Here is a 22,037-nt window from a genome sequence, read left to right as displayed (position 1 = left end):
AAGAACTTTAATCCATTTAAATAAAATTTTTTAAGGTACAACCATGACAGGAACCTTGGCAGATCTAACCACACGTTCTGTAACACTTCCCAGAGCAATTCTGTCAAATCCATGTCTTCCAGATGCACCCATAACTATCAGATCAACATCCATCTCTTCCACAGTCTTGAGAATTTCCTGATATGGTTTTCCATCACGAACAACCATGGTAATATCAGTTTCTTCATTGAAGTTTTCAGAAGATCTGAGCTTTTCAATAAATTTAGCTGAAATATTTTCCGCCTCTTTCTTTAGAGGTTCGTACATATCTTGATTTGAACCTGGAATGGTTGAAAATGGAACCACCAGAGTGGGGCTGTATAATTCAAAAACATTCAAAACCAGAATTTCTGCATCGCTTTCATTTGCAATCCACAATGCATGGTTAGCTGCCTTTTCGGCATTTTCAGAACCGTCTGTTGTTATTAATATTTTACTGTACATGGTATTAGATCCTAAAAAAATTTGTAAATAAAAAAATATTCAAATTAAAATTCAATAAATAGTATATGTACGCTGTGATTTATAAAAGGTCTGTAAGAATATGATCCCTTAGTGGTTGTATAATTAACTCTACAGACCATCTCACCATTAACGGCGTTAAAATCTTCAATTGTTGAATTAATTCCGAAAAACAAATATTTATTATTTTTCAAACCAATACATACATGATAAGATCATCATTCATTGGTGAATGGAACATTTGAAGTACTGAAATTCTATTTAAAAAAATATAGAAGATGGTATGGTGGAACTTAAGAAACAATCGGAATTATTTAAAAATTTATTGGAACTTAAATATGAACCTGTAGCTGTTATTTTTACTAATGACCAAGTTTCAACTGGAAAGTATGAAAAGACTCCCATTTGCAGGGCAATTAAACTTGCATCTGAGGGTGGTTGTTACATCGTAGACAAAGAAACATCCACATGTCCTGGTGGAAGTAGGTACTGTGGCTTTTCTGGCACACCCACCATGGATGAAAAGAGGAGACTTCAAAACTTCTTAACCCGTGGAGAAAAACTTACCAGTTCCATAGTATCCTTTGAGAGAATGCAGAAGTTGAGTGTAGAACCACCAACTGGGCTGTCAGACAGGATAATTATCTGTCCTTTGAGTCTGGCAGAAAAACGTCCTGATGTGGTTTTATTTTTAGTAAATCCTGAACAAGCATGCCGGCTGGTAACACTGGACACTTATTGGGATGGATTGTCTCCTGATCAACGTATCATAGGGGCGCTCTGTCAAACATCAATTTCCTACAGTCTCATGACAGGAAACACCAATCTTTCAATGGGTGACTGGACAGCAAGACACCATCAGGAATTTGATCCAGATATTCTATTCCTTTCAATTCCATATGAGAGAATGGACAATCTAATTAAAGCAGTTCCCAAATGTTCAGCAGGGGATGCATCTGTATTGTTACCAGATGATTTATAAATTTGATACTGGAGTATTTCTAAGAAACAGAATATTTCTATTCCAAAAAAATGTAGGAGATGTTAATTTATGAAGGTCAAATATGCAACCATAGCAGTGTCAGACATGGAAGAATCTGTGAAGTTTTACACCGAAGTAATGGGATTTAACGTTGATCATACATTGAATCCATACCCTGGTTTTAATATAACCTTCCTTGCAAACGAAGGTGATGCAATGGTGGAACTCATAGAAAATAAGAATGAACCACAAACACCAGGTATTTTCCTAATTGGAATGGAAGTTGAAGATATGGACAAAACTGCAGCAGAGTTAATAGATAAAGGTGCTGAATTTACAAGAGGACCATTAGAAGTTGGAGACGGTGCCAAACTAGCATTTTTAAAGGATCCAAACGGTGTGGAGATCGAACTCATCCAGCATTGAAAAAATAAATTCTATACTTATTTTTCTTTTTTAAATCATCTGCTTGGTTTTTAATCTTAAAACTAGAATTCAACCAATATAACACAGTTATAATTGAGAATCGTTATATTTGAGTTTTTATATGGGTAATGGGTAAATTTAACCATAACTTGCCCAGAGCTAATCCTTTGAAAAAAGGCTTTTTGAAATTCCTATTAATGTTATAAAACTCCTGTAATGTCCATATTAAGCATATTAAGGCTTTAATTTTGATGATTGGGACTATTTAAAGTTATATATTAATATGGGTTCAACACAAAATTTAAATAGTAAAATATTCATATTGCAGAAGTTGGTGGGTAATTAAAAGGCGCCGGAAGTTTTTTATAAAAACTTCCGACTCTCACATAAACATAATGGGGGTTTAAAAGGATTTGAAACAGTTATATGATAAAATTCTCGTGATAATTTATTTAATGTCTAAAATTGGAATTGTCCATTCTTAGAAGTCCCAAGTTCGATCATCATTGAACCAATTAAAAAAAATTCGTCGACTTCCTGGAAAGTACTTGAAAAAAACTTTTAGAAATTTTTTAAAAAAGATTTGAAAGTATTAAAATATATTTGAGGTGGATTAAATGATGGTGAACGAAGAAAATGAAGAAGAAATAGAATCTGATCAACCAGATCAATGTGAGGGATGGCTATGTCTCTAGATGAAATAATTCTAATCATACTGTTCTTCATCATAGTTTCATTAGCAGCAGTACCTGTGGGAAAATATATTTCAAGGGTTTTAACCGGTGAAAAAACATTCATCACCCCAGTAATAAGACCTGTTGAAAAATTCATCTACAGAATCTGTTCAATAGACGAGAACAGTGAGATGTCATGGAAGACATACGCTATTGCATTATTAATTTTCAATATACTGGGAATAATTTTTCTTTTTACTTTACAATTAATTCAAAACTACTTACCACTCAACCCTGCTGGAATGCCGGCTGTTAGATGGGATACTGCATTAAATACAGCTATTTCGTTTACAACTAACACCAACTGGCAGTCATATGTGGGTGAATCAACAATGAGTTACCTGACCCAGATGTTGGGTATGACACTACAAAATTTCCTATCGGCATCTGTGGGAGTTGCTACTCTACTTGCTCTTATTAGGGGATTCACAAGGAAAAATTCCGATACAATCGGTAACTTCTGGGTTGATATCACAAGAACAGCACTTTATATCCTTCTACCCCTTGCTGTGATCTTTGCACTGGTTTTTGCATCCCAAGGTGTAGTCCAAACTGTTGGGCCCTATGTAACTGCCCATACATTAGAGGGAATAAACCAAACAATTGCACTTGGACCTGTGGCATCTCAGGAAGCTATTAAAATGATAGGTTCCAATGGAGGTGGCTATTTCAATGCAAACAGTGCCCATCCATTTGAAAATCCCAATGGATTTACCAACATCCTTGAAACCTTTGCCATTCTACTTATACCCATGTCCCTTGTATTTGCATTTGGATACATCATAAGAAATTTCAGACAGGGTCTGGCAATATTTGCTGCCATGATGATACTCCTTTTAGGTGGAATGGGAGTTGCATACTGGGCTGAAACCCAACCTAACCCAACAATTGAAAAACTTGGAGTATCTGGGGGAAACTTAGAAGGCAAGGAACTTTCATTCGGGGTAACTGAATCGATACTCTGGGGAGTACCAACAACAGCGGTTTCAAACGGTGGTGTAAACTCCATGCATGACAGTACCATGCCCCTAACTGGACTGGTTTACATGTTTAATTTAGGTGTTGGAGAGGTAATTTTCGGAGGACTGGGAGTGGGTCTCATAGGAATGCTTTTCTATGTTATTTTAACCATGTTCATTGCGGGCCTGATGATCGGCAGAACACCAGAATTTTTAGGTAAAAAATTAGGGCCGTATGAGATGGTGATGGCGGTTATAGCCCTATTAACACCTGCGATTATGATCCTGATCTTGTCTGCAGTTGCAATTTCACTACCTCAGGGCCTCACTGGTTTGAACAATCCATCTGCCCATGGAATATCAGAAATTCTCTACGCCTACGCATCAGCCCTTGCAAACAATGGATCAGCATTCGCTGGGCTGAGTGCAAACACAGTATTTTACAACTTAACACTCGGACTAGGAATGTTAATAGGACGGTTTGTGGTTATCATACCTGCACTGGCAATTGCAGGAGCACTTGCCAAAAAAGGAAGGGTACCAGTTGATGCCTCAAGTTTTCCAAGTACCAATGTCTTATTTGTTATAATGCTGGTAAGCGTTGTGCTGGTAGTTGGAGCCTTAACATTCTTCCCAGTATTCTCACTAGGACCAATACTTGAACAACTATTCCTACAGGGAGGAATGACATTTTAGGGGGTGTTAGAAGATGAAAAACGAAAAAACAACGAGTATCTTTGAAGTAAAAACATTATTAGAAGCATTTAAAGGTTCATTAAAACGCCTAAACCCCCTTACATTGATAAAGAATCCCGTTATACTAGTTGTGGAAATTGGAGCAATTATCACAACCCTAATAGGAATAACCAACTTGGTATACGGTGGTAACTTCCTCTTCAACATTCAGATAAGTATCTGGCTGTGGTTCACAGTGATCTTCGCAAACTTTGCAGAGTCACTAGCTGAAATAAGGGGCAAAGCCCGTGCAAAATCCTTGAAAACAACAAGAACCGAGGCATTTGCAAATAAATTGGGAAATGATGGTGAAATTACCAGCGTTCCTGCACTGTCCCTAAAAAAACAGGACATGGTGTTGGTAAAAGAAGGTGAAATAATACCAAGCGATGGAGACATCGTAAAGGGAACAGGGCTGGTTGATGAATCAGCCATTACAGGTGAATCAGCACCAGTCATAAGGGAGTCAGGTGGAGATATAAGTGGAGTGACAGGAGGAACTAAATTATTATCCGGAGAGATAAAGATCAGGATCACAGTTGATCCCGGGGAAACCTTCCTCGACAGCATGATAAACATGGTTGAAAGTGCTAAACGAGAAAAAACACCCAATGAAAAAGCACTTGAAATTCTTTTGATGGGTTTAACAGCACTGTTCATCGTGGTTGTTGTGACCATCACAGCATTTTCCAACTTCATGGGTGTAACTATTAGCATACCCATACTCATAGCACTCCTGGTATGTCTAATGCCAACAACCATAGGAGGGTTATTACCAGCAATTGGAATAGCAGGAATGGACAGGCTTTTACAGCATAATGTAATTGCATTAAGTGGACGTGCAGTTGAAGCATCTGGTGATGTGAGTGCAGTTCTATTGGATAAAACTGGTACAATAACATTAGGAAGCCGAAAAGCTTCAGAGTTCATTCCAGTTGATGGTGTAAAGATGAATGATCTGATAGAAGCCTCAATACTCTCTTCGCTTGCTGATGAAACACCAGAGGGAAGGAGTATAGTGGTTCTGGCTAAAAAAGAGCTGGGAATAAGGGGTCAAGATATTAGGGCGCCAGATGACTCAACTTTCATACCATTCACACCAGAAACCCGTATGAGTGGAATAGACTATGGACCAAACAAAATACGTAAGGGAGCATCAGATTCTGTGCAAGAATTTGTAAAAAGCTGTGAATCAATAGTTCCTGATGATGTTAAATCCATAGTTGAAGAAATTTCAAGAAGCGGAGATACGCCACTTGTAGTGGCAGACTGTAGTAAAATTTACGGTGTCATAAGGTTGAAGGACGTTGTAAAAAAAGGTATAAAAAACCGACTGATGCAGTTAAGAAGGATGGGAATTCAATCTGTGATGATAACAGGGGACAACCCACTTACTGCTGCATCAATTGCAGCTGAAGCAGGGGTTGATGATTTTGTTGCAGAGGCTAGACCAGAAACCAAACTGGAAATGATCAGAAAGTATCAAAGTGGTGAAACACAGCACCTGGTGGCAATGATAGGAGATGGTACCAACGATGCACCAGCACTTGCACAGGCAGATGTGGCAGTAGCAATGAGCGCAGGTACAGCAGCAGCTAGGGAAGCAGCTAACATGGTGGATCTGGATTCTTCACCTGCAAAACTTCTAGACATAGTTGAAATAGGAAAGGAAATACTCATAACAAGAGGTGCATTAACTACATTCAGCATAGCCACAGACGTTGCCAAGTACTTCGCAATAATACCTGCACTCTTCGCTGTTACCTATCCTGAACTTAACGTGCTAAACATAATGCACCTTTCAACACCTGGAAGCGCAGTACTTTCGGCCGTTATCTTCAACGCTTTAATAATCCCTCTTTTGATACCACTATCACTAAGGGGTGTTAAGTACAGGCCAGCATCATCTGTAACAAAGCTTCTGGGAACCAACATCCTAATTTATGGATTGGGTGGACTTGCACTGCCATTTATCGGAATAAAACTGATAGACATGATAATATCCTTTTTGGGGGTGATCTAATGGGTGAAATTATGGGTGAAATAAAAAGGGCAGTTTTACTCTTTGCAGTATTAGCAGTGGTCCTGGGACTCATCTATCCCCTAGTGATAACTGGAATATCTCAGGTTGTATTCCCATTTCAGGCCAATGGAGAAATGATAAAAATAAATGGAACTGTTGTGGGGTCAGAACTCATTGGACAAGATTTTGAAGGTTCGCAGTACTTCCAGGGAAGACCTTCTGCAGTTGAGTACAATGCAAGCACATCTGGAGGTTCAAATTATGGGCCAACCAACCAGAAATTAATTGACAGGGTAAACCAGAGTCTGACAAGTATACGGGCCAACAACAGCCTATCATCCAATGCAACTATACCTTCTGATATGGTGCTTGCAAGTGGAAGCGGTTTGGACAGATACATCAGCGTACAGTCTGCTATTATTCAGGTTCCAAGAATAGCGAAACAGAGAAATATCAGTGAAACAGTTGTAATGGAACTTATAAATAACACTGAGGAAACGCAATTTCCATGGATAGGCCAACCAGTTGTGAACGTGCTTAAACTGAATATAGGCCTCGATAGGATCCAGTAAAATGGATCCAATTTCCATTTTTAGTATTTAAAACTTAAAATATATACATTTCAACCATAGGTAGGAAATAATGAAACCACAATATTCAAGACCGGACCCTGATGAACTTCTAAGAAAAATAAAAGAAGAAGAAAGGAGTAATAAGAGTAAAAAAGGTCATCTAAAAATATTTTTGGGTTACGTGGCAGGAGTGGGGAAAACATATCGAATGCTTTCTGAGGCAGGATTTTTGTGTCAGAAGGGTTACGATGTAGTGGCAGGTGTAGTTGAAACACATGGGAGGGCAGACACAGAGAAACTGTTGCAAGGACTGAATATCATCCATAAAAAAGAAATTGAATACAACGGTATAACAATTGGTGAATTGGATATCGACAAAATTTTAGATGTCCGGCCAGAATTTGTCCTTGTTGATGAACTTGCCCACACCAATGTACCGGGATCTCGTAATCTCAAACGTTACCAGGATGTTGAAGAATTATTAAAAGCAGGTATCAACGTATATTCCACCTTAAACATCCAACACATCGAAAGTATCAATGACATTGTGTATCAAATAACCGGAGTGAAAGTTAAAGAAACTGTTCCAGATAAAATTATAGATTTGGCAGATAAAATTGAGCTTGTTGACTTACCCATTGATGAATTGATAGATCGTCTAAAGGATGGTAAGGTTTACATCCCTGAAAAGGCCAAGGACGCCATGAATAAATTTTTTACAAAAAGGAATCTTGTGGCCTTGAGGGAGATGGCGCTTAGATATGCAACTGTTCATGTAGACTACGATATGGATCACTACTTGAAAAAGGAAAATATTTTGGGTCCATGGGAGACAAGTAACAAAATAATGGCATGTATCAGTCCGAACAATTCCTCAAGAAGGTTGATAAGAATTGCCCACAGGTTTTCTGATAGGTTCAATGCAGAATGGTTCGCAGTATATGTTGAACCCTCCTACAAAATAAGACAATCTCCAGATGAGCTTCGTAAACTTGAAATCAATTTGCAGTTGGCTGAAAAACTAGATGGAAAAGTATTCCGACTCACAGGCTCAATATCTGATGAAATTACCAAGTTTGCAGATTCAGAAAACATAACTTTGATCATGATGGGCCATTCTAGAAGATCAAGACTAAAGGAACTCATAGAAGGTTCTATAATTAACCAGGTAATACAAAAAAGCGATGCCCAAGTTTTGGTTGTGGAAAATGAAAAACAAGAGACAGAAGTTACTGACACCGTTAACTCCATGGATTTTAAACCCTATGGAAGAAATATAAAACCATATTTATTCAGTTTTCTAAGTATATCCTTTACAGTATTTTTGTGTTACTTAATTAGGCCATTCATCGAAGCAATCAACATTCCCATGATCTTCATAATACCTGTGGTTTTTACGAGTCTCATCTACGGTAGAAAGGCAGGTATTCTTGCGTCGATTCTGGCAGTTATTTCCTTTGATTTCTTTTTTGTGCTGCCATATTACTCTTTGAGTGTTGCGGATGTGAGGTTTATTCCAACATTTTTGGTTCTATTAATTGTTGGAATTATCACAAGTTTGTTGGCAGATTCTGTACGAAATCAGGTCAGAGTAACGAGGCAGCGGGAAAAATTTATTTCAGCATTGTATGATTTTAGTAAGGACCTTTTGTCTTCACAGGATCTAAATGATATTGTTGACAGGAGTACAAAATACATTTCAGAAACCTTTAACTCTGATGTTTTAATAATGTTACCAGATGAAGAGGGTAGATTGGTAACTTATATGAATTCCGAAGATTCTGATTTTAATGATAATGATATGGGAGTTTCGAATTGGGTGTTTAAACAGGACAAATCTGCTGGTTATGGAACTGATACCCTTTCATCATCAAGATGGTATCAAGTACCTCTAGGAGTTCAAAACACCACAATTGGAGTGATTGCAATAGCACCTAAGGGTCCCATGGGAAATGAACAAAAGCATCTTGTTGAAGCTTTTGCAAGGGTTGTTGCGTTGGCACTTTCAAATTCAATCCAAACTTAACAACCAGTATTTTATTCTGGGATTGGGGTCTAATTCAGGTGTTCATTATTTATAATATACTGCAAATAAAATTGATACTGTGTCTAAAAAGAACTGAAAAAAATCTCAAATATTTAATATTAAAATTAAGATGAGGTGATTATTTATGAATAAATTGATATTAATATCCCTCTGCACTATATTGATGTTTTTAAGCCCAGTTTTTGCAGCTGATTCTGGAAGTGGAACAAATATCCAGGGATTTGGGAACAACACAGACATTTATGGCACCATCAACAATTGGTTTAGCACCATACAAGGGGATGTTAATGGATTCATTGATACTGAAAATCTTCAGGCCAAGTTTGGAAACTACGTTAACACGTCCAATATTGAATCCACAGTTAATTCCAACCTTCAAAACATGGATATTCAGGCATATCTAAATGATTTGATGAACAACACTGATGTTCAGTCCTTCATAAACAACCTGAACATTCAATCCATTACCAACAACCCGGATATTCAGTCTTTCTTAAATTCTCTTAAGATTAACACTGGACAGAACTAGTAAAAGAATAATTATGGATGTGATAGTTATACAGTAGACTTTTTGTCACTGTAAAACAATCTATTTTTTTTTATTTTCTTCCATGTATGATGCCTATGTTTCCAACCATGAAAGGAAGCTTTAATGATTTGGGAATAAATTCATAGTCACTTGTGTGGATGAAGTTCACCTCTTCAACTCCCCAATCCAGTATGGTGTCCAGCAGATCATCAATATTTCCGTAGATCTTCTTTTCCTCGAATAGATCCTGGAACGAGAATACTCCTCCCTTTTTCACAACCCTTAGAGCTTCTTTCATCACCATTTTCTTATCTGCACGGTCTTTAACCTCATGAAAGACCATGTTACTCATGGCTGCATCGAAGGATTCATCTTCAAATGGAAGATCAGATGCTGATGCCTTGAGAAAGGTTGCTCTGTTTGTAACTCCTTCAATTTCAGCATTAGTTTCACAGGCTTCCTTCGAAAACTCCCACATTCCTCCCCAATAATCAATTCCAGTTGCATGGGCGTTGGGATATTTTTTAAGTGCTTTGATGGTTAAAGGAGCATTACCGCAGCCAATATCTAATAATTTCCCATTACCATCCCATTTTAATTCATCAAGCACCAGGTTTTGTATTTTAGCCTGTAGATCACCACCTTCGGGTGCAAACTGTGCCCTTGCATAGGAAGTGTACATGGTTACCATGAGGAATATGAGGGCCAACACTATCACTGGGTAGTAAAAGTAGGAAACAACAACAAACAACATTCCGAGGAGTCCTGGGATGTAAACGTATTTGCTTGGAACCCAGTTTCCATAATTTGCTTCTTTTTTGGTCAAATTTTCTTCAATTTCATCCATTTAAATAAACCATCCTCCCAAAATTATATGGGATATTATAAATTTTTCTAAGTAAGATTGATTAAATAGATATTAATTATAATCGATTCCATATAATATCGGGGGTTGGAAGTAGATGTCACACATAAAAATACTTATAATTGAGGATAAAGTATCAGAAAACACTGATACAGTTAATATTTTGAACTCTTTGGGCTTTGAAGTGTCAACCCTGACATCAAATTTTGAAGAATTATGTGCCCAAGACATCAACCATGACTTGGTTGTGGTGGAGTTAGCCTCAACAAAAAATTATGATGAACTAAAACTAATATTTAATGAATTGAATACTCCAGTAATTTTCATAACTGAATCGTCTGAAGAATTTGAAATAGATCAACTCAATCTCAAACAACTTCATGATCAACTGGAAAGACCCTTCACTCCAACAGAACTTAAGTACTCCGTTGAATTTTTAGTTTACAAACACGAAACTGAAAAGAAACTCACAGATGTTGCAAACAACACTCATCTACTTTTTAAAAATAGTCCCATTCCCTACCACTCACTGGACCCTGAAGGGAACATTTTAGATGTTAACACTGCATTTTTGAATGTTTTAGGATATTCCAAGGAAGAAGTAACTGGAAAGAATATCACAGAGTTCATGACATCCAACACAGTAGAACATTTTGAAAAAAATTTCACAGAGTTCCAGTGTGCTGGTGAAATTCACAAAGCAGAAGTCCAACTGAAAAGAAATGGAGGTTCACACATCATTGTTTCCTACGACGCCAAAATTGGATACGATGAATCAAATTCTGTTAAACAGACACACTGCTTTTTACAAGACATGACTGAAGTAAGAATGTATGAAGAAAAGATAAAAGAAATTAACCATCTCCATTCAACCATCAGTCAAATAAATCAATCAATTTTACGAATTAAAGATAAAGATAAACTGTTTCAAACGGTTTGTGATGTTTTTATTGAGTATGGAAATTTTGAAATGGCATGGGTAGGACTTCTTGATTATGAAACAGGCGACATCAAACCTGTGGCCTACGCTGGCAATGAATCAGGGTATCTGAAAAAAATTCCCCTCAACCTTTACAAAGACCCCATTTTGCAGGAACTTTGGCTTAAAAAGTTCAAAAATGGAAGTTTAGGTGTTATGGGAAATGTTGATTCATTTAAGAACCGAGAATGGCGAGAAGAAGCTATTAATCGTGGTTATTATTCATTAATTTCCCTCCCACTTAAAGTTGAGGGAAAGATCATTGGAGTCATAAATATCTACTCTTCCAAGCCCAATTATTACCTTGAAGAAGAAATTGATCTCATAAGCAAGATAGGATTGGATATATCCTTCGCAATTAAAGTTATTGATACAGAAAATGAAAGAAGGTTAGCAGAAATAGCACTGAAGGATAGTGAGAAACAGTACAGGGATCTGGTTGACAACTCCCTCATCGGAATATACAAAACCAATGTGAAGGGTGAAATTCTATTTGCAAACCAAAGTGTTGCCAACTTATTCAATTACGACAGTGTTGAAGAACTGAAAAACCACAACATCATCGATGTCTATAAAAACAAGGATGATCGCCGTGAATTTTTAGAGGTATTAAATAAAAAGGGAAGAATTAGCCGATGTGAAAGGGAAAATATTCGAAAGGACGGTCAAACAGTTCATGTTTTAAGCAGTGCAAGTTTGGATGGAGATGTTATAAGTGGCATGTTTATGGACATAACAGACCGTAAACAGGTTGAGGATAGATTTCATTCCATCATCAACAATTCAGCTGATCTCTTCATAATAGTAAACAGTGAAAGACGCATAACCTTCAGCTACCCCACATCTGAACGTATTTTAGGTTACTCCAATGAATTTTTAACTGGTAAAGATCCCAGTGATTTTATCCACCACGAGGATGTTGGAATATTCAAGGAACATCTTGAGGAAGTGAGCAAAACCCGTAATAAAGTATTGTTCAGTGAATACCGGATCAGGAAATCGAATGGAGAATATCTTCCTGTGGAATCTGTAAGCCAGAACATGAAGAATGTTGATGGAATTAACGGTATTGTGTTGACAGCCCATCCAATTCAAGAACGAAAGGAAATGGAAGAAACACTTCAAAAGAGTGAAGAACGATACAAAACACTTTTCCAATTGGATCCAGATTACACTCTGGTTTTGGGGCTTGATGGAAAAATATTGGATGTTAACTCTGCAACAGAACAGTTTTCAGGTATTTCAAAGGAAAAGCTGGTGGGAAAACGTTTCAATGACCTTAATATATGTCCAACTCAGGATGAATCTATGCACATGGCGAAGTTTTCAAAGCTACTTGAAGATGGAAAACTCGCTCCCTACGAATCCAGAGTTATTGATTTGGAGGGAGAAATTCATTGGGTCAAAACAGTGCTAACCATAATCAAAAGAAACAACGTTCCAATATACTACCTAATAATTGCAACCGACATAACTGAACTTAAGAAGAAGGAAGAAGCATTAAAAGAAAATCAAAGAGTTTTTGAGACTTTAATAAGCAACCTTCCAGGAGTTGCATACAGATGTAAAAATGACTCAAGATGGACCATGGAATTTGTGAGTGGGGGTTGTTACAGTTTAACAGGGTATCATGCTGAAGATCTCATCGAGAACAAAGAAGTATCGTACAACGAAATAATTCACCCCGATGATAGGGAACGGGTTTGGGACACCATACAAAAAGCCCTGGATAAGAACGAACAGTTCAAGATGATCTACAGAATATGCACCAAGGATCGTAGTACAAAATATGTATGGGAACAAGGAATGGGTATATTTTCAGATAAGAATGAGTTAATGTGGTTGGAAGGATTTATTACAGATGTAACACGCCGTATAATTGATGAAGAAAAGATTAAGGAATCCGAAATTTATTACAGGACCATGTTTGAGAACACAGGAACTGCAACTGTCATAATTGAGAAGGATAAAACCATTTCTGAACTGAATACAGAAGCCGCAAATTTATCAGGTTATGCTAAGGATGAAATTGAAAACAAGAAAAAATGGACAGATTTTGTGGCTAAAACTGATTTGAATAGACTTAAGAACTATTTTGAAATGAGGATGAAATCAGAATCTGCTCCCAAGAAGTACGAAACAAAACTAATCAACAAAGCTGGAAATGTTAAGGATATTTTTGTTACAATAGCACGTATTCCTGGAACTGAAAAGGAATTAGCATCAATTTTAGACATAACAGAACTAAAAAATGCAGAAAAGGATCTTCAAGCCTCCCTGAAAGAGAAGGATATTCTTCTTAAAGAAATACATCACAGGGTAAAAAACAACATGCAGATAGTTTCCAGCCTGCTGAGTCTTCAAACCCAGTACGTTGATGAAGACGAAACTCAAAATGTTCTGAGGGAGAGTCAGGGGCGGGTTAAAACCATGGCCATGATCCATGAGAAACTGTACAGTTCCAATGATTTCACACAGATAAGGTTCGACGAGTACATTGTAAAGCTTGTATCAGACATATTCTATTCCTGCAACATTAATAAAGACAGAATAAAACCTGTTGTCCATGTGGATGAGGTGAATTTAAACATAGAAACAGCAATACCATGTGGACTCATTATCAACGAACTCATATCCAACAGCCTGAAGTACGCATTTCCAAATGGTGCCACAGGAACTATCTGTCTATGCCTCAAAAAATCAAGAGAAAACTACGTATTGACAATATCTGATAGTGGTGTGGGATTCCCTGAATCATTAGATTTCCGAAATACCGATTCCTTGGGATTACAGTTAGTCAACAATTTAGTGGATCAAATCGACGGAAAAATAGAACTCAACACAGATCAAGGAACAAAATTTAGTATAGAATTTAAAGAACAGGACTACAAGGAAAGAATAGCATTTCGCGGCTAATTAGGTTTACATCTGGATTTTAGTATGACAATCCTTAGAATAAATATAAAGCAATCAATGAATTTAAAGATATTTGTGGGTGTAAACTCTTAGAACTGCAATTTAAGATATAAGTGAGTTGGGCTTACCAAAAAAATAGGAGGTTGTGTAAGCCCAACTATGTACTTTATATCAAGGGTTAAATATTGGGGGGTGTGTCAAATGTTTTTACACAGACACAGTTAGTTGTAACGTGTTCATGTTTTAAATTGATTTTCCCAATTTACACCCCAATCATACACAAATTCAAACCCAAAGAATACCCATTTAATCCTAAATTATCGCACTCTAAACCCCTAAAAAAATATCCAGGACTGTTAGGTAATATACATATGAATTCTTTATTTACAGAAAATCTATTACAACTGAATAGTTAGATACATAATATGAATTTGTAAAATTTCACCATGAACTGCAAAATATGGACACTATTCGTTCTATTCTTAAATTATCAGGTTAAACTTTATTTGATTCCAATACCCTTAAAAAAGTTGTAAAAAAACACTCCATCGGGCTCTGTGGTTTTGTACAGATCTTTTATTCCCTTTTCCCAAGTTTCAAGGTCGATCATTCCAGAGCTAATGGCCTGATCCTTAACACCCTCCACCATTGCTATGATGGTCTTTTTATTGAATCCTTCAACCAACTCAGGATTGCTTGAATCTACATAGACAATTTTGGGTGAAACCTCAATATTTTTAAACCCTGAATTTTTTAAAAGTGGATATATCTCCCTTCCAATCATGGGATTGCAATCAAGCCCAGTTTGGCATTTAACAAGACATTCCCATGCTTTAACAGCTTCTTTTGTTTTTGGATAAAAATAACAGGAACCATGATCACCTTCGATGACTGTGATGGAACCACCCATTTTAAGCACCCTTCTTAAACCTTCCAGAGCCCCAACTGGATCCTTCAAATGTTCGAGTACGAAACAGACAAAAATATGATCGAATGTTTCAGCTTCAAATGGTAAATTAAAAATATCTGCCACCTCAAATTCTACATTTGAAACTCCATGCTGTTTTAATAAAAGTTTTGCCCTGTTTACAGATTCTTCAGAGATATCTACAGATTTTATTTGGGCATCTGGACTGTTAGTTGCCAACATCAAAGTTTGCGCCCCAACTCCACATCCTGCTTCTAAAACCTTACTACCTGCACTGTAAACAGTGTCATTGTGTAAAAGATTGGCGAGTGTGTTTGCCTGATCAACTAATCTATCCGACTCAATTTCTGAGTATCCATGAACATATTCATCTTCCATAAAAAATCAATCCCTTATTTTACTTTTAATCAATATTTTTGGTGTCAATATTTATATTTTTATCCTACTATATGGAGCATACTAAAAAATCATATCTATATTGTCTAGAATTAAAAATTAAAGATATTACAATATTTAATTTTAGGCCCGGAACATTTCTTCCCCCATAATGATAAATATAATTGAAGTTGATCTACTATGAACTAATAAATATTATTGCGAGGTATAGAAAATGTTTGACCCAAAAAAATTAATGGATAGTGCAGTGGATCAAGTTCAAAAACAAGCTACTGATATGGTTACAGGAAATTCTAATCGAAGAACTGGTGGATCTGAAATTGATGAGCTGATGTACAGGATGAGTCGAGATATGGAAGATCTTCGCAGAAAAAATCAAGAACTAACTGATCGATTAAATGATTTTGAGAGACAATTTAACCATTTAAAAGATGCTATTAACAGAAACAGTAGACGATACTAAAACTAGACTTGAACACAGTTTAACATTTTCAAGTCATATCATTTTTTTTTTATTTGGATGATGTTTTCAAATTGTTTGGATTAATAAAAAAAAATTAAAAATGAGAGTTTTTTTAGTATAAACTAGTATTAATATCTTTTTTAAACCTTTCAAATCCAATTTTCTCAATGAAAACTCCCATACGGTTTGGAAGGTTCTTTTCCACGTAGTAATCCAATATTTTTTCGATGTAGATCATGACCTGGCTTTCAGACAGGTTTTCAGCCAGCAACCTTCCGGGCCTTGCCTGCAGACCACAAGTTCCCCCAACAAGAAGTTTCCAGCCTTTAGGTGTTCCAATTAAACCTATGTCTCTGACATTTGATTCACCGCAGGAATTAGTGCATCCAGATATGGCTATTTTAACCTTGTTAGGTGTTTTCATCCTGTGAAACTTCTCATCGATCTTTAGGCCGATGTTGATGGTGTTTTGATATGCCTTCTTACATGAACTATTGCCTATACAAAATTTTGAAGCCCTCACACATTTTCCTGTGAAACCACCAGGTTCCATATCAAGATCATCCCAAATAGGATCAATATCCTCTTCTTTAACTCCGTAAAATCCAATTCGGTGTTCAGAATTTAATTTTATAATTTTAACCCCATACTTATCAGCAACATCCGCAATTTTGTGTAGTGTTTTAGGATCAACCAATCCCCCCGGGATGTATGGAATAATTGCAAAACTTTTCATGTCCTTCTGAACTGCAGCACCTTTTTCAGGTATGTTCTCTTTTGTCACCATAAAATATTACCTCAACCTTTACTATTTGGGTTTCAGGATAATAATTTTTAGGTGTGGTGAATAAATTCAATCATATGAAAACTCGAAGATAAAAAAAAAGAATTAGTTGGAAAAACTGTACTGAAATTTAGAGAATTCCCATGCTTTGGTTGGTCTTGGAGATGGATACATTTGAATCACCCAATTCAAGAAGAGCCCTTACAGCATCCACATTCTCAGGAACAACATCCGATTCCTGATGCACAGCCTGCATGTAGTAGAGTTCGTTATCAACGATGTTTATAGATTCTCTCCACACCGCAATTTCGTAAAGATCTGATCTCAACCTTCCAAGATCATTGGCATATTCCATTATTTCAGCAGTAGAACCCAAACCATTCTTGGCATCCACAAGAATTACCCTGGAACTTTCCCCAAATTTGTTTACAACATCATCGATCTCGAGCTTAGAATCGAGTTCTATCATGATGTTGTGCTGATGCATGAGGGTTGTTGGAACCAGCAGTGCTATTGTAAAAATATTAACTCCCTTGAGCACGGTTTGAACATCTGGACCATGGTGGGATGGTGTTATTGGGGGATTGGGAACTATTGAATTTATAGGGCCCTTATTAACCTGACTTGGATCTGCACCACGCCTGACCAACACGGCTCTAACTTTTCTTATTTTCGCAATTTCAGCAATTGGTGTTAGTGTTCTACACAGGCCTGTGGTGTTACAGGAAACCACCCTCACATAGTCTGCACCAATATTTTCATCGTAATTTGCAGCTGAGTTGAAGGATCTACCAATTTCTTTGTGGCTTTCACCACCCTGGAATATTGCCTTGATCCCTGCCCTTTGATAGGATTTGAGATTTTTTGCACCAACACCTTCTGGAGTACAATCAATGATCAAATCAATTTTATCTTGAAGATCATCTATGGTTCCAGCTACTTTGATATCAGCTTCTTCAAAAAGCTGTTCTTTAGTTGGATCGCTCATGTAAATATTGTAACCGTTATCTGCAGCCATTTTAGCTTCGAAGTTAGGTGTTCGTTTGGTTACTCCCGCAAGTTTCATGTCCTTTTGTAAAGAAATTGCATCTGCAACCCTTTTGCCAATGGTTCCATATCCATTTATTCCTATGTATTTCATTTTCAACCCCACATCCGCTAATTAAACTGTTATTTTGTTTTTAATTAATCTTCGGTGCTTTTTTTTTATTTTTATTTCCAATCAGCTTTTCCAATGTTTTAGTTTCATTGAAGTCGCAGGGTTTTTCACATGGGGGTTTGTGATAGTACAAAGCATCCCTTGTTAGTTTAGCATTGACTGCTGCTTTACTCCTGTTTGGGAGTAGGTCTGCAATCTCATGAACATTCAGGCCATGTTTATATAAAATATAAGCCATCCATATTTCTTTATCTGTCCACTTGTTAATTGATCCAATCTTTAATTTGATGCAACGTTGTAGTATTGATGCGTAGCTCCTTCCAGGTAATTTTTCAGATTTGTATATTTGATCCGGTCCAAAATTTTGTTTATGTAATGAAATTATAATTTTATCTTCTTCAGGAGTCCAATGTTTGCCGCCCATAAACTTTTCTCCTCATTTTTTTAATCATTATCCATTTTCTTATAACGAATTTTACTAATTTTAACATGTTTACCCATAAAATTTTTAAGAATATCTTATTTTTCCAATGTGTCTGGTTTCTCCAGGATCTTCTCCATTGAAGTGTGCAAGATAATATATGAACCATTCTAATGGTATTACAAGGGTAAATGGTGACATTAAACTGTTCATGTTGGAGTAATCATGCATGTTATAAACAATGGATTTTGTGCCCAGTTTTTCTCCAAATTCTATGGCATTTTTTGTAATTTTATCTCCAGGATAATCTGCATCTAAAAATATTATTGGAACATTTTTTTCTGCTCTCTCAATTAAACCATGACGAAATTCCCCTGAGTACACTGGACAGGCATGTTTAAGAGCTCCTTCCATAAACATGGTCATGGCAAGTTTGTATGCAAGCCCGTAGTTTGGACCGCTACCCATGCAGTAAAACAGTTCTTCATCTTTAAATTGTTCCCCTAACCTTAACCCTTCAGATTGGGTTCTTTTAATCAAATTTTCAGTGATATTGGGAAGTTTCCTGATGTCTCTTAAAACATTTTTTCGGATATCTAACTTATCACCACTAGTTTCATGGTGCATCTGAAACAGTAAATTGTAAAGACACATGAGCTGTGTTGTGTATGTTTTGGTCCCGAGGATGGCCTTTTCAGTACCTCCACGTGTAATTATTGAAGCATCAGCTTCATGGGCCATTTTAGAATTTAATTCATTTGTTATTGATACAGTGTAAACACCCCTTTGCTTAGCAAGTCTAAGTGCAGCAAGTGTATCGGCTGTTTCACCAGATTGTGATGTTAATAGTGCTGCAGAGTTTTTATAATCTGTATTTTTATTGTAAACAAATTCATAACCTGTATAAACTTCTATATCTTTATTTGAAATATAATCCACCGCACTCTTGGCAGAGCAACAGGTTGAAAATGAACTGCCACAACCAATAAGATAGATCTTGTCAAATTCATCCATTTTTGCTGCAAGTTCAGTCATGTGAACTTTTTCTTCTTTAAATGTTTTTCTTAAAGCACCAGGTTGTTCAAGAATTTCCTGATACATTTGATACTCCATTGTTTCGCCTCCACAAATGAATGTAGTCAAATTCAAACCTTAGTTATTAAATATTCGCTATTTTATCGGTATTTCCATACCACTGCTGCGGTAGTTAAAGATAACACACACCCAACGAAGTTGGGGATTAGGATGTAATTATTAGATAAGTAGAGTCCGTAAATAGACCAGAAGAAGCAGTTGAAAAACATCACCCAATAAAGAATTTCTGATACTTCCTCAGAATTTTCGGTTTTCAACACGGTTCTCATCTGATCAATCGTACTCAAGTACATTAAAAAGGTGAATAAACATGCCAAACTACCTATAACCTCAATTGCATTTATTGACATCTTTATCACTCAACCATTTCAAAAATTCAAAGGTTTCCTGTACATTTTCAACGTAGAAGTTTGCAGATTCTTTAACATGTTTTGGAACTTCTTTGGAGTTAACAGCAACACTCACACCGAGGATTTTTTGTTCCTTACTCAGTTCCTTCAACTTCTTAAAGGCACAAACATCGTTGATATCATCTCCGATGTAAATTATTTTTTTGATGTTGTTTTCTGTGATGAACTTTTGAAGAACACTGCCCTTATCATCACCAACTGGAGGCCTGATCTCTAGAAGATCCCTACCTTCAACTATCTTAACAAGTTTACCAAGTGACATGGTGGATATTGTGTTTAGAACCTCCTTTTTTGCACAGCACTTGGGGTAGCATTCATTGTAATGAACTGTCAGGCTTAAAGTTTTGTATTCAAGGTTAAAACCTGATGAATCCTTTAACTTAGTTGTAAGTTCTTCGTAGATTTCCTTAATAATGGGAACATAAACATTTACACGGGAATCTGTGATTATTTTTCCATTTTTCAACCTTTGCAAGCCATGATTTCCCATATAAACAATTTTTTTAAGTTTTATAATATTTAGGGCGTCATTAATATCTCTTCCAGTTAGCACTCCAACAAATTTGAATTGGGAAGATAGCACAAACAGGATATTTCTCATGTCTGCTGTTATTTTTGCATGTGATGGTTCAGATGTAATCTCACTAATTGTACCATCAATATCGGTAATCACGACCGATTGATCTTCTTTAAATGTTTTTAGATCATTTAAAGAATTAAAAAGATATTTTACCAATCTTATCAACTCCTTTTAAATAAATACCTTTTATTTTTTAGGTATTTTTTAGGTTCAATTCCAAACTTATAATGGTACAGTTAAGCTATTTAAAAGTTACTAATATGATAAGTAAAACAAGGGATAATACGGGATATAATGGAGTATTTTTAAATTTAAAGGCTTATTTGGAGGTTAAGAAAAAATAATAATTTCAACTTCTAACAACTGAACTGGCCAGTTTCAAACAAATCTACATTTGAGGGTTGAATAAGAATTTAAGTAAAAAATAGAGCTATATTTAAAATAATAAGTAAATTTAACATTTAACATGCAATTTAAATCTATATTTATTATTAGAATTTATTTTTAATGTTGTTTATTAATTTTTTTTCCACGATTTTTATTGGGGATTGTTGAGAATATTCCTGAGTTATGTTAATTTAGTAATAATTTTTAGGTTCAATACTAAACTCAAATCGAAGGGGTTATATAATGGATTTGATACTAAGTTTTCAATGTAGTTGAAAGATGCATAAACCATCCAATAAAAAAAAACATTTGACTCCTTATTTAGGGTTCAATTCCAAAATGTAATTTTAGAGTATTGTTTAGTGTATCTTTCTAATTACAACTAAAAAAAATAATTGATTTAAACGTTTACATGCTTTTAGAATAAGTTGAAAAGAGATTGCTATTTTATTGAGAATGCATTCCCAGACTAAAAAAAATATAAATTGGAGGTGATCCTTTTTTTTGTCTGGGAAAGTACATTATCATGGGTTTAAAAAATATTTGGGGGGATTGTGGTGTGAATATTTCACTTCCACAACATACAGTTTGGATTGATAACTTAAGTTGATTTTCCCAATTTACACCCCAATCATGCATAAATCCAACTGAAATATGATTACTTATCTCTCCAGAGTTCGTGTTGAACTAGTTCTCTTACAGCTTCATGACAGGATGAATAGGCATTCCAGACAGATAAACACCAATTTTCAATGGCCATATCTCGTTTAAAACCTTCTGGACACTCCATAACATTTTTTATACCAATATCTCCACGGTTTAGAGGTAAAACAAATCTTGGCCAAGTTTTCCTCTGTTTTCCAAGTTTAATATGTGCATTTTGAACCTCTTTTCCAGTGAAATTCTTTTCAACATGTAAATAGAGTCCAATTAATGCAAATGCAACTCTTATATTTTTAGTTTCATCATCAGCAGTTTCTAAAGCAAATGCATCAACTACGTACTGATGAATAAATTCGGGATCCCCATGGGAAGAGCTGTAACACGAAAGTTCATGGAACATCTCAGGTTTAGATTTGTAATTTTCAGACATGATAATTTACCAACAACGTTTAATAAATAATGGATTAATGATTTAAATTTGAT

Annotated in this window: 19 protein-coding genes; 9 read left to right on the top strand and 10 right to left on the bottom strand. The window is 36.0% G+C overall.

What is annotated here, in order from left to right:
• Positions 1-30: 30 nt before the first annotated feature.
• Positions 31-483, bottom strand: a complete 453-nt coding sequence (locus tag METBO_RS08745; protein WP_013645338.1) for a universal stress protein — start codon at positions 481-483, stop codon at positions 31-33.
• A 301-nt stretch (positions 484-784) separates the two neighbouring features.
• Here METBO_RS08745 and METBO_RS08740 point away from each other — a divergent pair, with 301 nt between their 5' ends.
• From METBO_RS08740 to METBO_RS08710, 7 genes are all read left to right on the top strand, one after another.
• Positions 785-1,483 (top strand): DUF169 domain-containing protein, encoded by a 699-nt coding sequence (locus tag METBO_RS08740; protein ID WP_013645337.1) that lies wholly within the window; start codon positions 785-787, stop codon positions 1,481-1,483.
• A gap of 69 nt (positions 1,484-1,552) precedes the next feature.
• Complete coding sequence (locus METBO_RS08735) at positions 1,553-1,909, top strand: VOC family protein (RefSeq protein ID WP_013645336.1); 357 nt, start codon at positions 1,553-1,555, stop codon at positions 1,907-1,909.
• Between the two features lie 685 nt (positions 1,910-2,594).
• Positions 2,595-4,298 (top strand): potassium-transporting ATPase subunit KdpA, encoded by a 1,704-nt coding sequence (gene kdpA / locus METBO_RS08730; protein WP_013645335.1) that lies wholly within the window; start codon positions 2,595-2,597, stop codon positions 4,296-4,298.
• A gap of 13 nt (positions 4,299-4,311) precedes the next feature.
• Positions 4,312-6,360 (top strand): potassium-transporting ATPase subunit KdpB, encoded by a 2,049-nt coding sequence (kdpB, locus tag METBO_RS08725; RefSeq protein ID WP_013645334.1) that lies wholly within the window; start codon positions 4,312-4,314, stop codon positions 6,358-6,360.
• Complete coding sequence (kdpC, locus tag METBO_RS08720) at positions 6,360-6,932, top strand: potassium-transporting ATPase subunit KdpC (protein WP_013645333.1); 573 nt, start codon at positions 6,360-6,362, stop codon at positions 6,930-6,932. The genes kdpB and kdpC overlap by 1 nt, the downstream gene beginning before the upstream one ends.
• 70 nt (positions 6,933-7,002) lie before the next feature.
• A complete protein-coding gene (locus tag METBO_RS08715) occupies positions 7,003-8,958 on the top strand; it encodes a DUF4118 domain-containing protein (RefSeq protein WP_013645332.1) in 1,956 nt (651 codons plus the stop codon).
• 145 nt (positions 8,959-9,103) lie between these two features.
• Entirely contained in the window at positions 9,104-9,508 is a 405-nt protein-coding gene (locus tag METBO_RS08710) for a hypothetical protein (protein ID WP_013645331.1), read from the top strand.
• 70 nt (positions 9,509-9,578) lie between these two features.
• Here the strand turns inward: METBO_RS08710 and METBO_RS08705 are convergent, their stop codons facing one another.
• Positions 9,579-10,355, bottom strand: coding sequence for a class I SAM-dependent methyltransferase (locus tag METBO_RS08705; protein ID WP_013645330.1), 777 nt, complete (start codon positions 10,353-10,355; stop codon positions 9,579-9,581).
• 115 nt (positions 10,356-10,470) lie between these two features.
• Between METBO_RS08705 and METBO_RS13065 the strand changes: the two genes are divergently transcribed.
• Positions 10,471-14,268, top strand: coding sequence for a PAS domain S-box protein (locus METBO_RS13065; protein WP_013645329.1), 3,798 nt, complete (start codon positions 10,471-10,473; stop codon positions 14,266-14,268).
• A gap of 502 nt (positions 14,269-14,770) precedes the next feature.
• Here the strand turns inward: METBO_RS13065 and METBO_RS08695 are convergent.
• Positions 14,771-15,574, bottom strand: coding sequence for a methyltransferase domain-containing protein (locus METBO_RS08695; protein WP_013645328.1), 804 nt, complete (start codon positions 15,572-15,574; stop codon positions 14,771-14,773).
• A 232-nt stretch (positions 15,575-15,806) separates the two neighbouring features.
• Between METBO_RS08695 and METBO_RS08690 the strand changes: the two genes are divergently transcribed.
• Positions 15,807-16,055, top strand: a complete 249-nt coding sequence (locus METBO_RS08690; RefSeq protein ID WP_013645327.1) for a hypothetical protein — start codon at positions 15,807-15,809, stop codon at positions 16,053-16,055.
• Positions 16,056-16,167: 112 nt separating this feature from the next.
• Here the strand turns inward: METBO_RS08690 and METBO_RS08685 are convergent, their stop codons facing one another.
• The 7 genes from METBO_RS08685 to METBO_RS08650 form a co-directional block, all read right to left on the bottom strand.
• On the bottom strand, positions 16,168-16,842 hold the full coding sequence (locus METBO_RS08685; protein ID WP_013645326.1) for a nitrite/sulfite reductase domain-containing protein: 675 nt from the start codon (positions 16,840-16,842) through the stop codon (positions 16,168-16,170).
• Positions 16,843-16,969: 127 nt separating this feature from the next.
• Positions 16,970-17,980 (bottom strand): phosphorylating glyceraldehyde-3-phosphate dehydrogenase, encoded by a 1,011-nt coding sequence (locus METBO_RS08680; protein ID WP_013645325.1) that lies wholly within the window; start codon positions 17,978-17,980, stop codon positions 16,970-16,972.
• A gap of 40 nt (positions 17,981-18,020) precedes the next feature.
• Positions 18,021-18,422, bottom strand: a complete 402-nt coding sequence (locus METBO_RS08675) for an SANT/Myb-like DNA-binding domain-containing protein (RefSeq protein WP_013645324.1) — start codon at positions 18,420-18,422, stop codon at positions 18,021-18,023.
• 84 nt (positions 18,423-18,506) lie between these two features.
• Positions 18,507-19,532, bottom strand: a complete 1,026-nt coding sequence (locus METBO_RS08670; RefSeq protein ID WP_013645323.1) for an SIS domain-containing protein — start codon at positions 19,530-19,532, stop codon at positions 18,507-18,509.
• A gap of 62 nt (positions 19,533-19,594) precedes the next feature.
• Positions 19,595-19,864, bottom strand: a complete 270-nt coding sequence (locus METBO_RS08665) for a SemiSWEET family sugar transporter (RefSeq protein WP_013645322.1) — start codon at positions 19,862-19,864, stop codon at positions 19,595-19,597.
• A complete protein-coding gene (gene otsB / locus METBO_RS08660; protein ID WP_013645321.1) occupies positions 19,845-20,660 on the bottom strand; it encodes a trehalose-phosphatase in 816 nt (271 codons plus the stop codon). The genes METBO_RS08665 and otsB overlap by 20 nt, the downstream gene beginning before the upstream one ends.
• 889 nt (positions 20,661-21,549) lie before the next feature.
• Positions 21,550-21,984 carry a DUF5946 family protein gene (locus tag METBO_RS08650; protein WP_013645320.1) on the bottom strand — a complete coding sequence of 145 codons (435 nt, stop codon included), beginning with the start codon at positions 21,982-21,984 and terminating at the stop codon, positions 21,550-21,552.
• Between the last annotated feature and the right edge of the window lie 53 nt (positions 21,985-22,037).

It is taken from the genome of Methanobacterium lacus (genome assembly GCF_000191585.1).
In the GTDB taxonomy this organism is placed as follows: Archaea; Methanobacteriota; Methanobacteria; order Methanobacteriales; family Methanobacteriaceae; genus Methanobacterium_B; species Methanobacterium_B lacus.
Note: the sequence above shows the minus strand (reverse complement) of the source record. Positions and strands in the feature narration are given on the sequence as shown.

What these genes read in the sequence shown, in the direction of transcription:
- METBO_RS08745 (WP_013645338.1), bottom strand. Translation starts at nt 483, where the DNA reads ATGTACAGTAAAATATTAATAACAACAGACGGTTCTGAAAATGCCGAA.
- METBO_RS08740 (WP_013645337.1), top strand. Translation starts at nt 785, where the DNA reads ATGGTGGAACTTAAGAAACAATCGGAATTATTTAAAAATTTATTGGAA.
- METBO_RS08735 (WP_013645336.1), top strand. Translation starts at nt 1,553, where the DNA reads ATGAAGGTCAAATATGCAACCATAGCAGTGTCAGACATGGAAGAATCT.
- kdpA (WP_013645335.1), top strand. Translation starts at nt 2,595, where the DNA reads ATGTCTCTAGATGAAATAATTCTAATCATACTGTTCTTCATCATAGTT.
- kdpB (WP_013645334.1), top strand. Translation starts at nt 4,312, where the DNA reads ATGAAAAACGAAAAAACAACGAGTATCTTTGAAGTAAAAACATTATTA.
- kdpC (WP_013645333.1), top strand. Translation starts at nt 6,360, where the DNA reads ATGGGTGAAATTATGGGTGAAATAAAAAGGGCAGTTTTACTCTTTGCA.
- METBO_RS08715 (WP_013645332.1), top strand. Translation starts at nt 7,003, where the DNA reads ATGAAACCACAATATTCAAGACCGGACCCTGATGAACTTCTAAGAAAA.
- METBO_RS08710 (WP_013645331.1), top strand. Translation starts at nt 9,104, where the DNA reads ATGAATAAATTGATATTAATATCCCTCTGCACTATATTGATGTTTTTA.
- METBO_RS08705 (WP_013645330.1), bottom strand. Translation starts at nt 10,355, where the DNA reads ATGGATGAAATTGAAGAAAATTTGACCAAAAAAGAAGCAAATTATGGA.
- METBO_RS13065 (WP_013645329.1), top strand. Translation starts at nt 10,471, where the DNA reads ATGTCACACATAAAAATACTTATAATTGAGGATAAAGTATCAGAAAAC.
- METBO_RS08695 (WP_013645328.1), bottom strand. Translation starts at nt 15,574, where the DNA reads ATGGAAGATGAATATGTTCATGGATACTCAGAAATTGAGTCGGATAGA.
- METBO_RS08690 (WP_013645327.1), top strand. Translation starts at nt 15,807, where the DNA reads ATGTTTGACCCAAAAAAATTAATGGATAGTGCAGTGGATCAAGTTCAA.
- METBO_RS08685 (WP_013645326.1), bottom strand. Translation starts at nt 16,842, where the DNA reads ATGGTGACAAAAGAGAACATACCTGAAAAAGGTGCTGCAGTTCAGAAG.
- METBO_RS08680 (WP_013645325.1), bottom strand. Translation starts at nt 17,980, where the DNA reads ATGAAATACATAGGAATAAATGGATATGGAACCATTGGCAAAAGGGTT.
- METBO_RS08675 (WP_013645324.1), bottom strand. Translation starts at nt 18,422, where the DNA reads ATGGGCGGCAAACATTGGACTCCTGAAGAAGATAAAATTATAATTTCA.
- METBO_RS08670 (WP_013645323.1), bottom strand. Translation starts at nt 19,532, where the DNA reads ATGGAGTATCAAATGTATCAGGAAATTCTTGAACAACCTGGTGCTTTA.
- METBO_RS08665 (WP_013645322.1), bottom strand. Translation starts at nt 19,864, where the DNA reads ATGTCAATAAATGCAATTGAGGTTATAGGTAGTTTGGCATGTTTATTC.
- METBO_RS08650 (WP_013645320.1), bottom strand. Translation starts at nt 21,984, where the DNA reads ATGTCTGAAAATTACAAATCTAAACCTGAGATGTTCCATGAACTTTCG.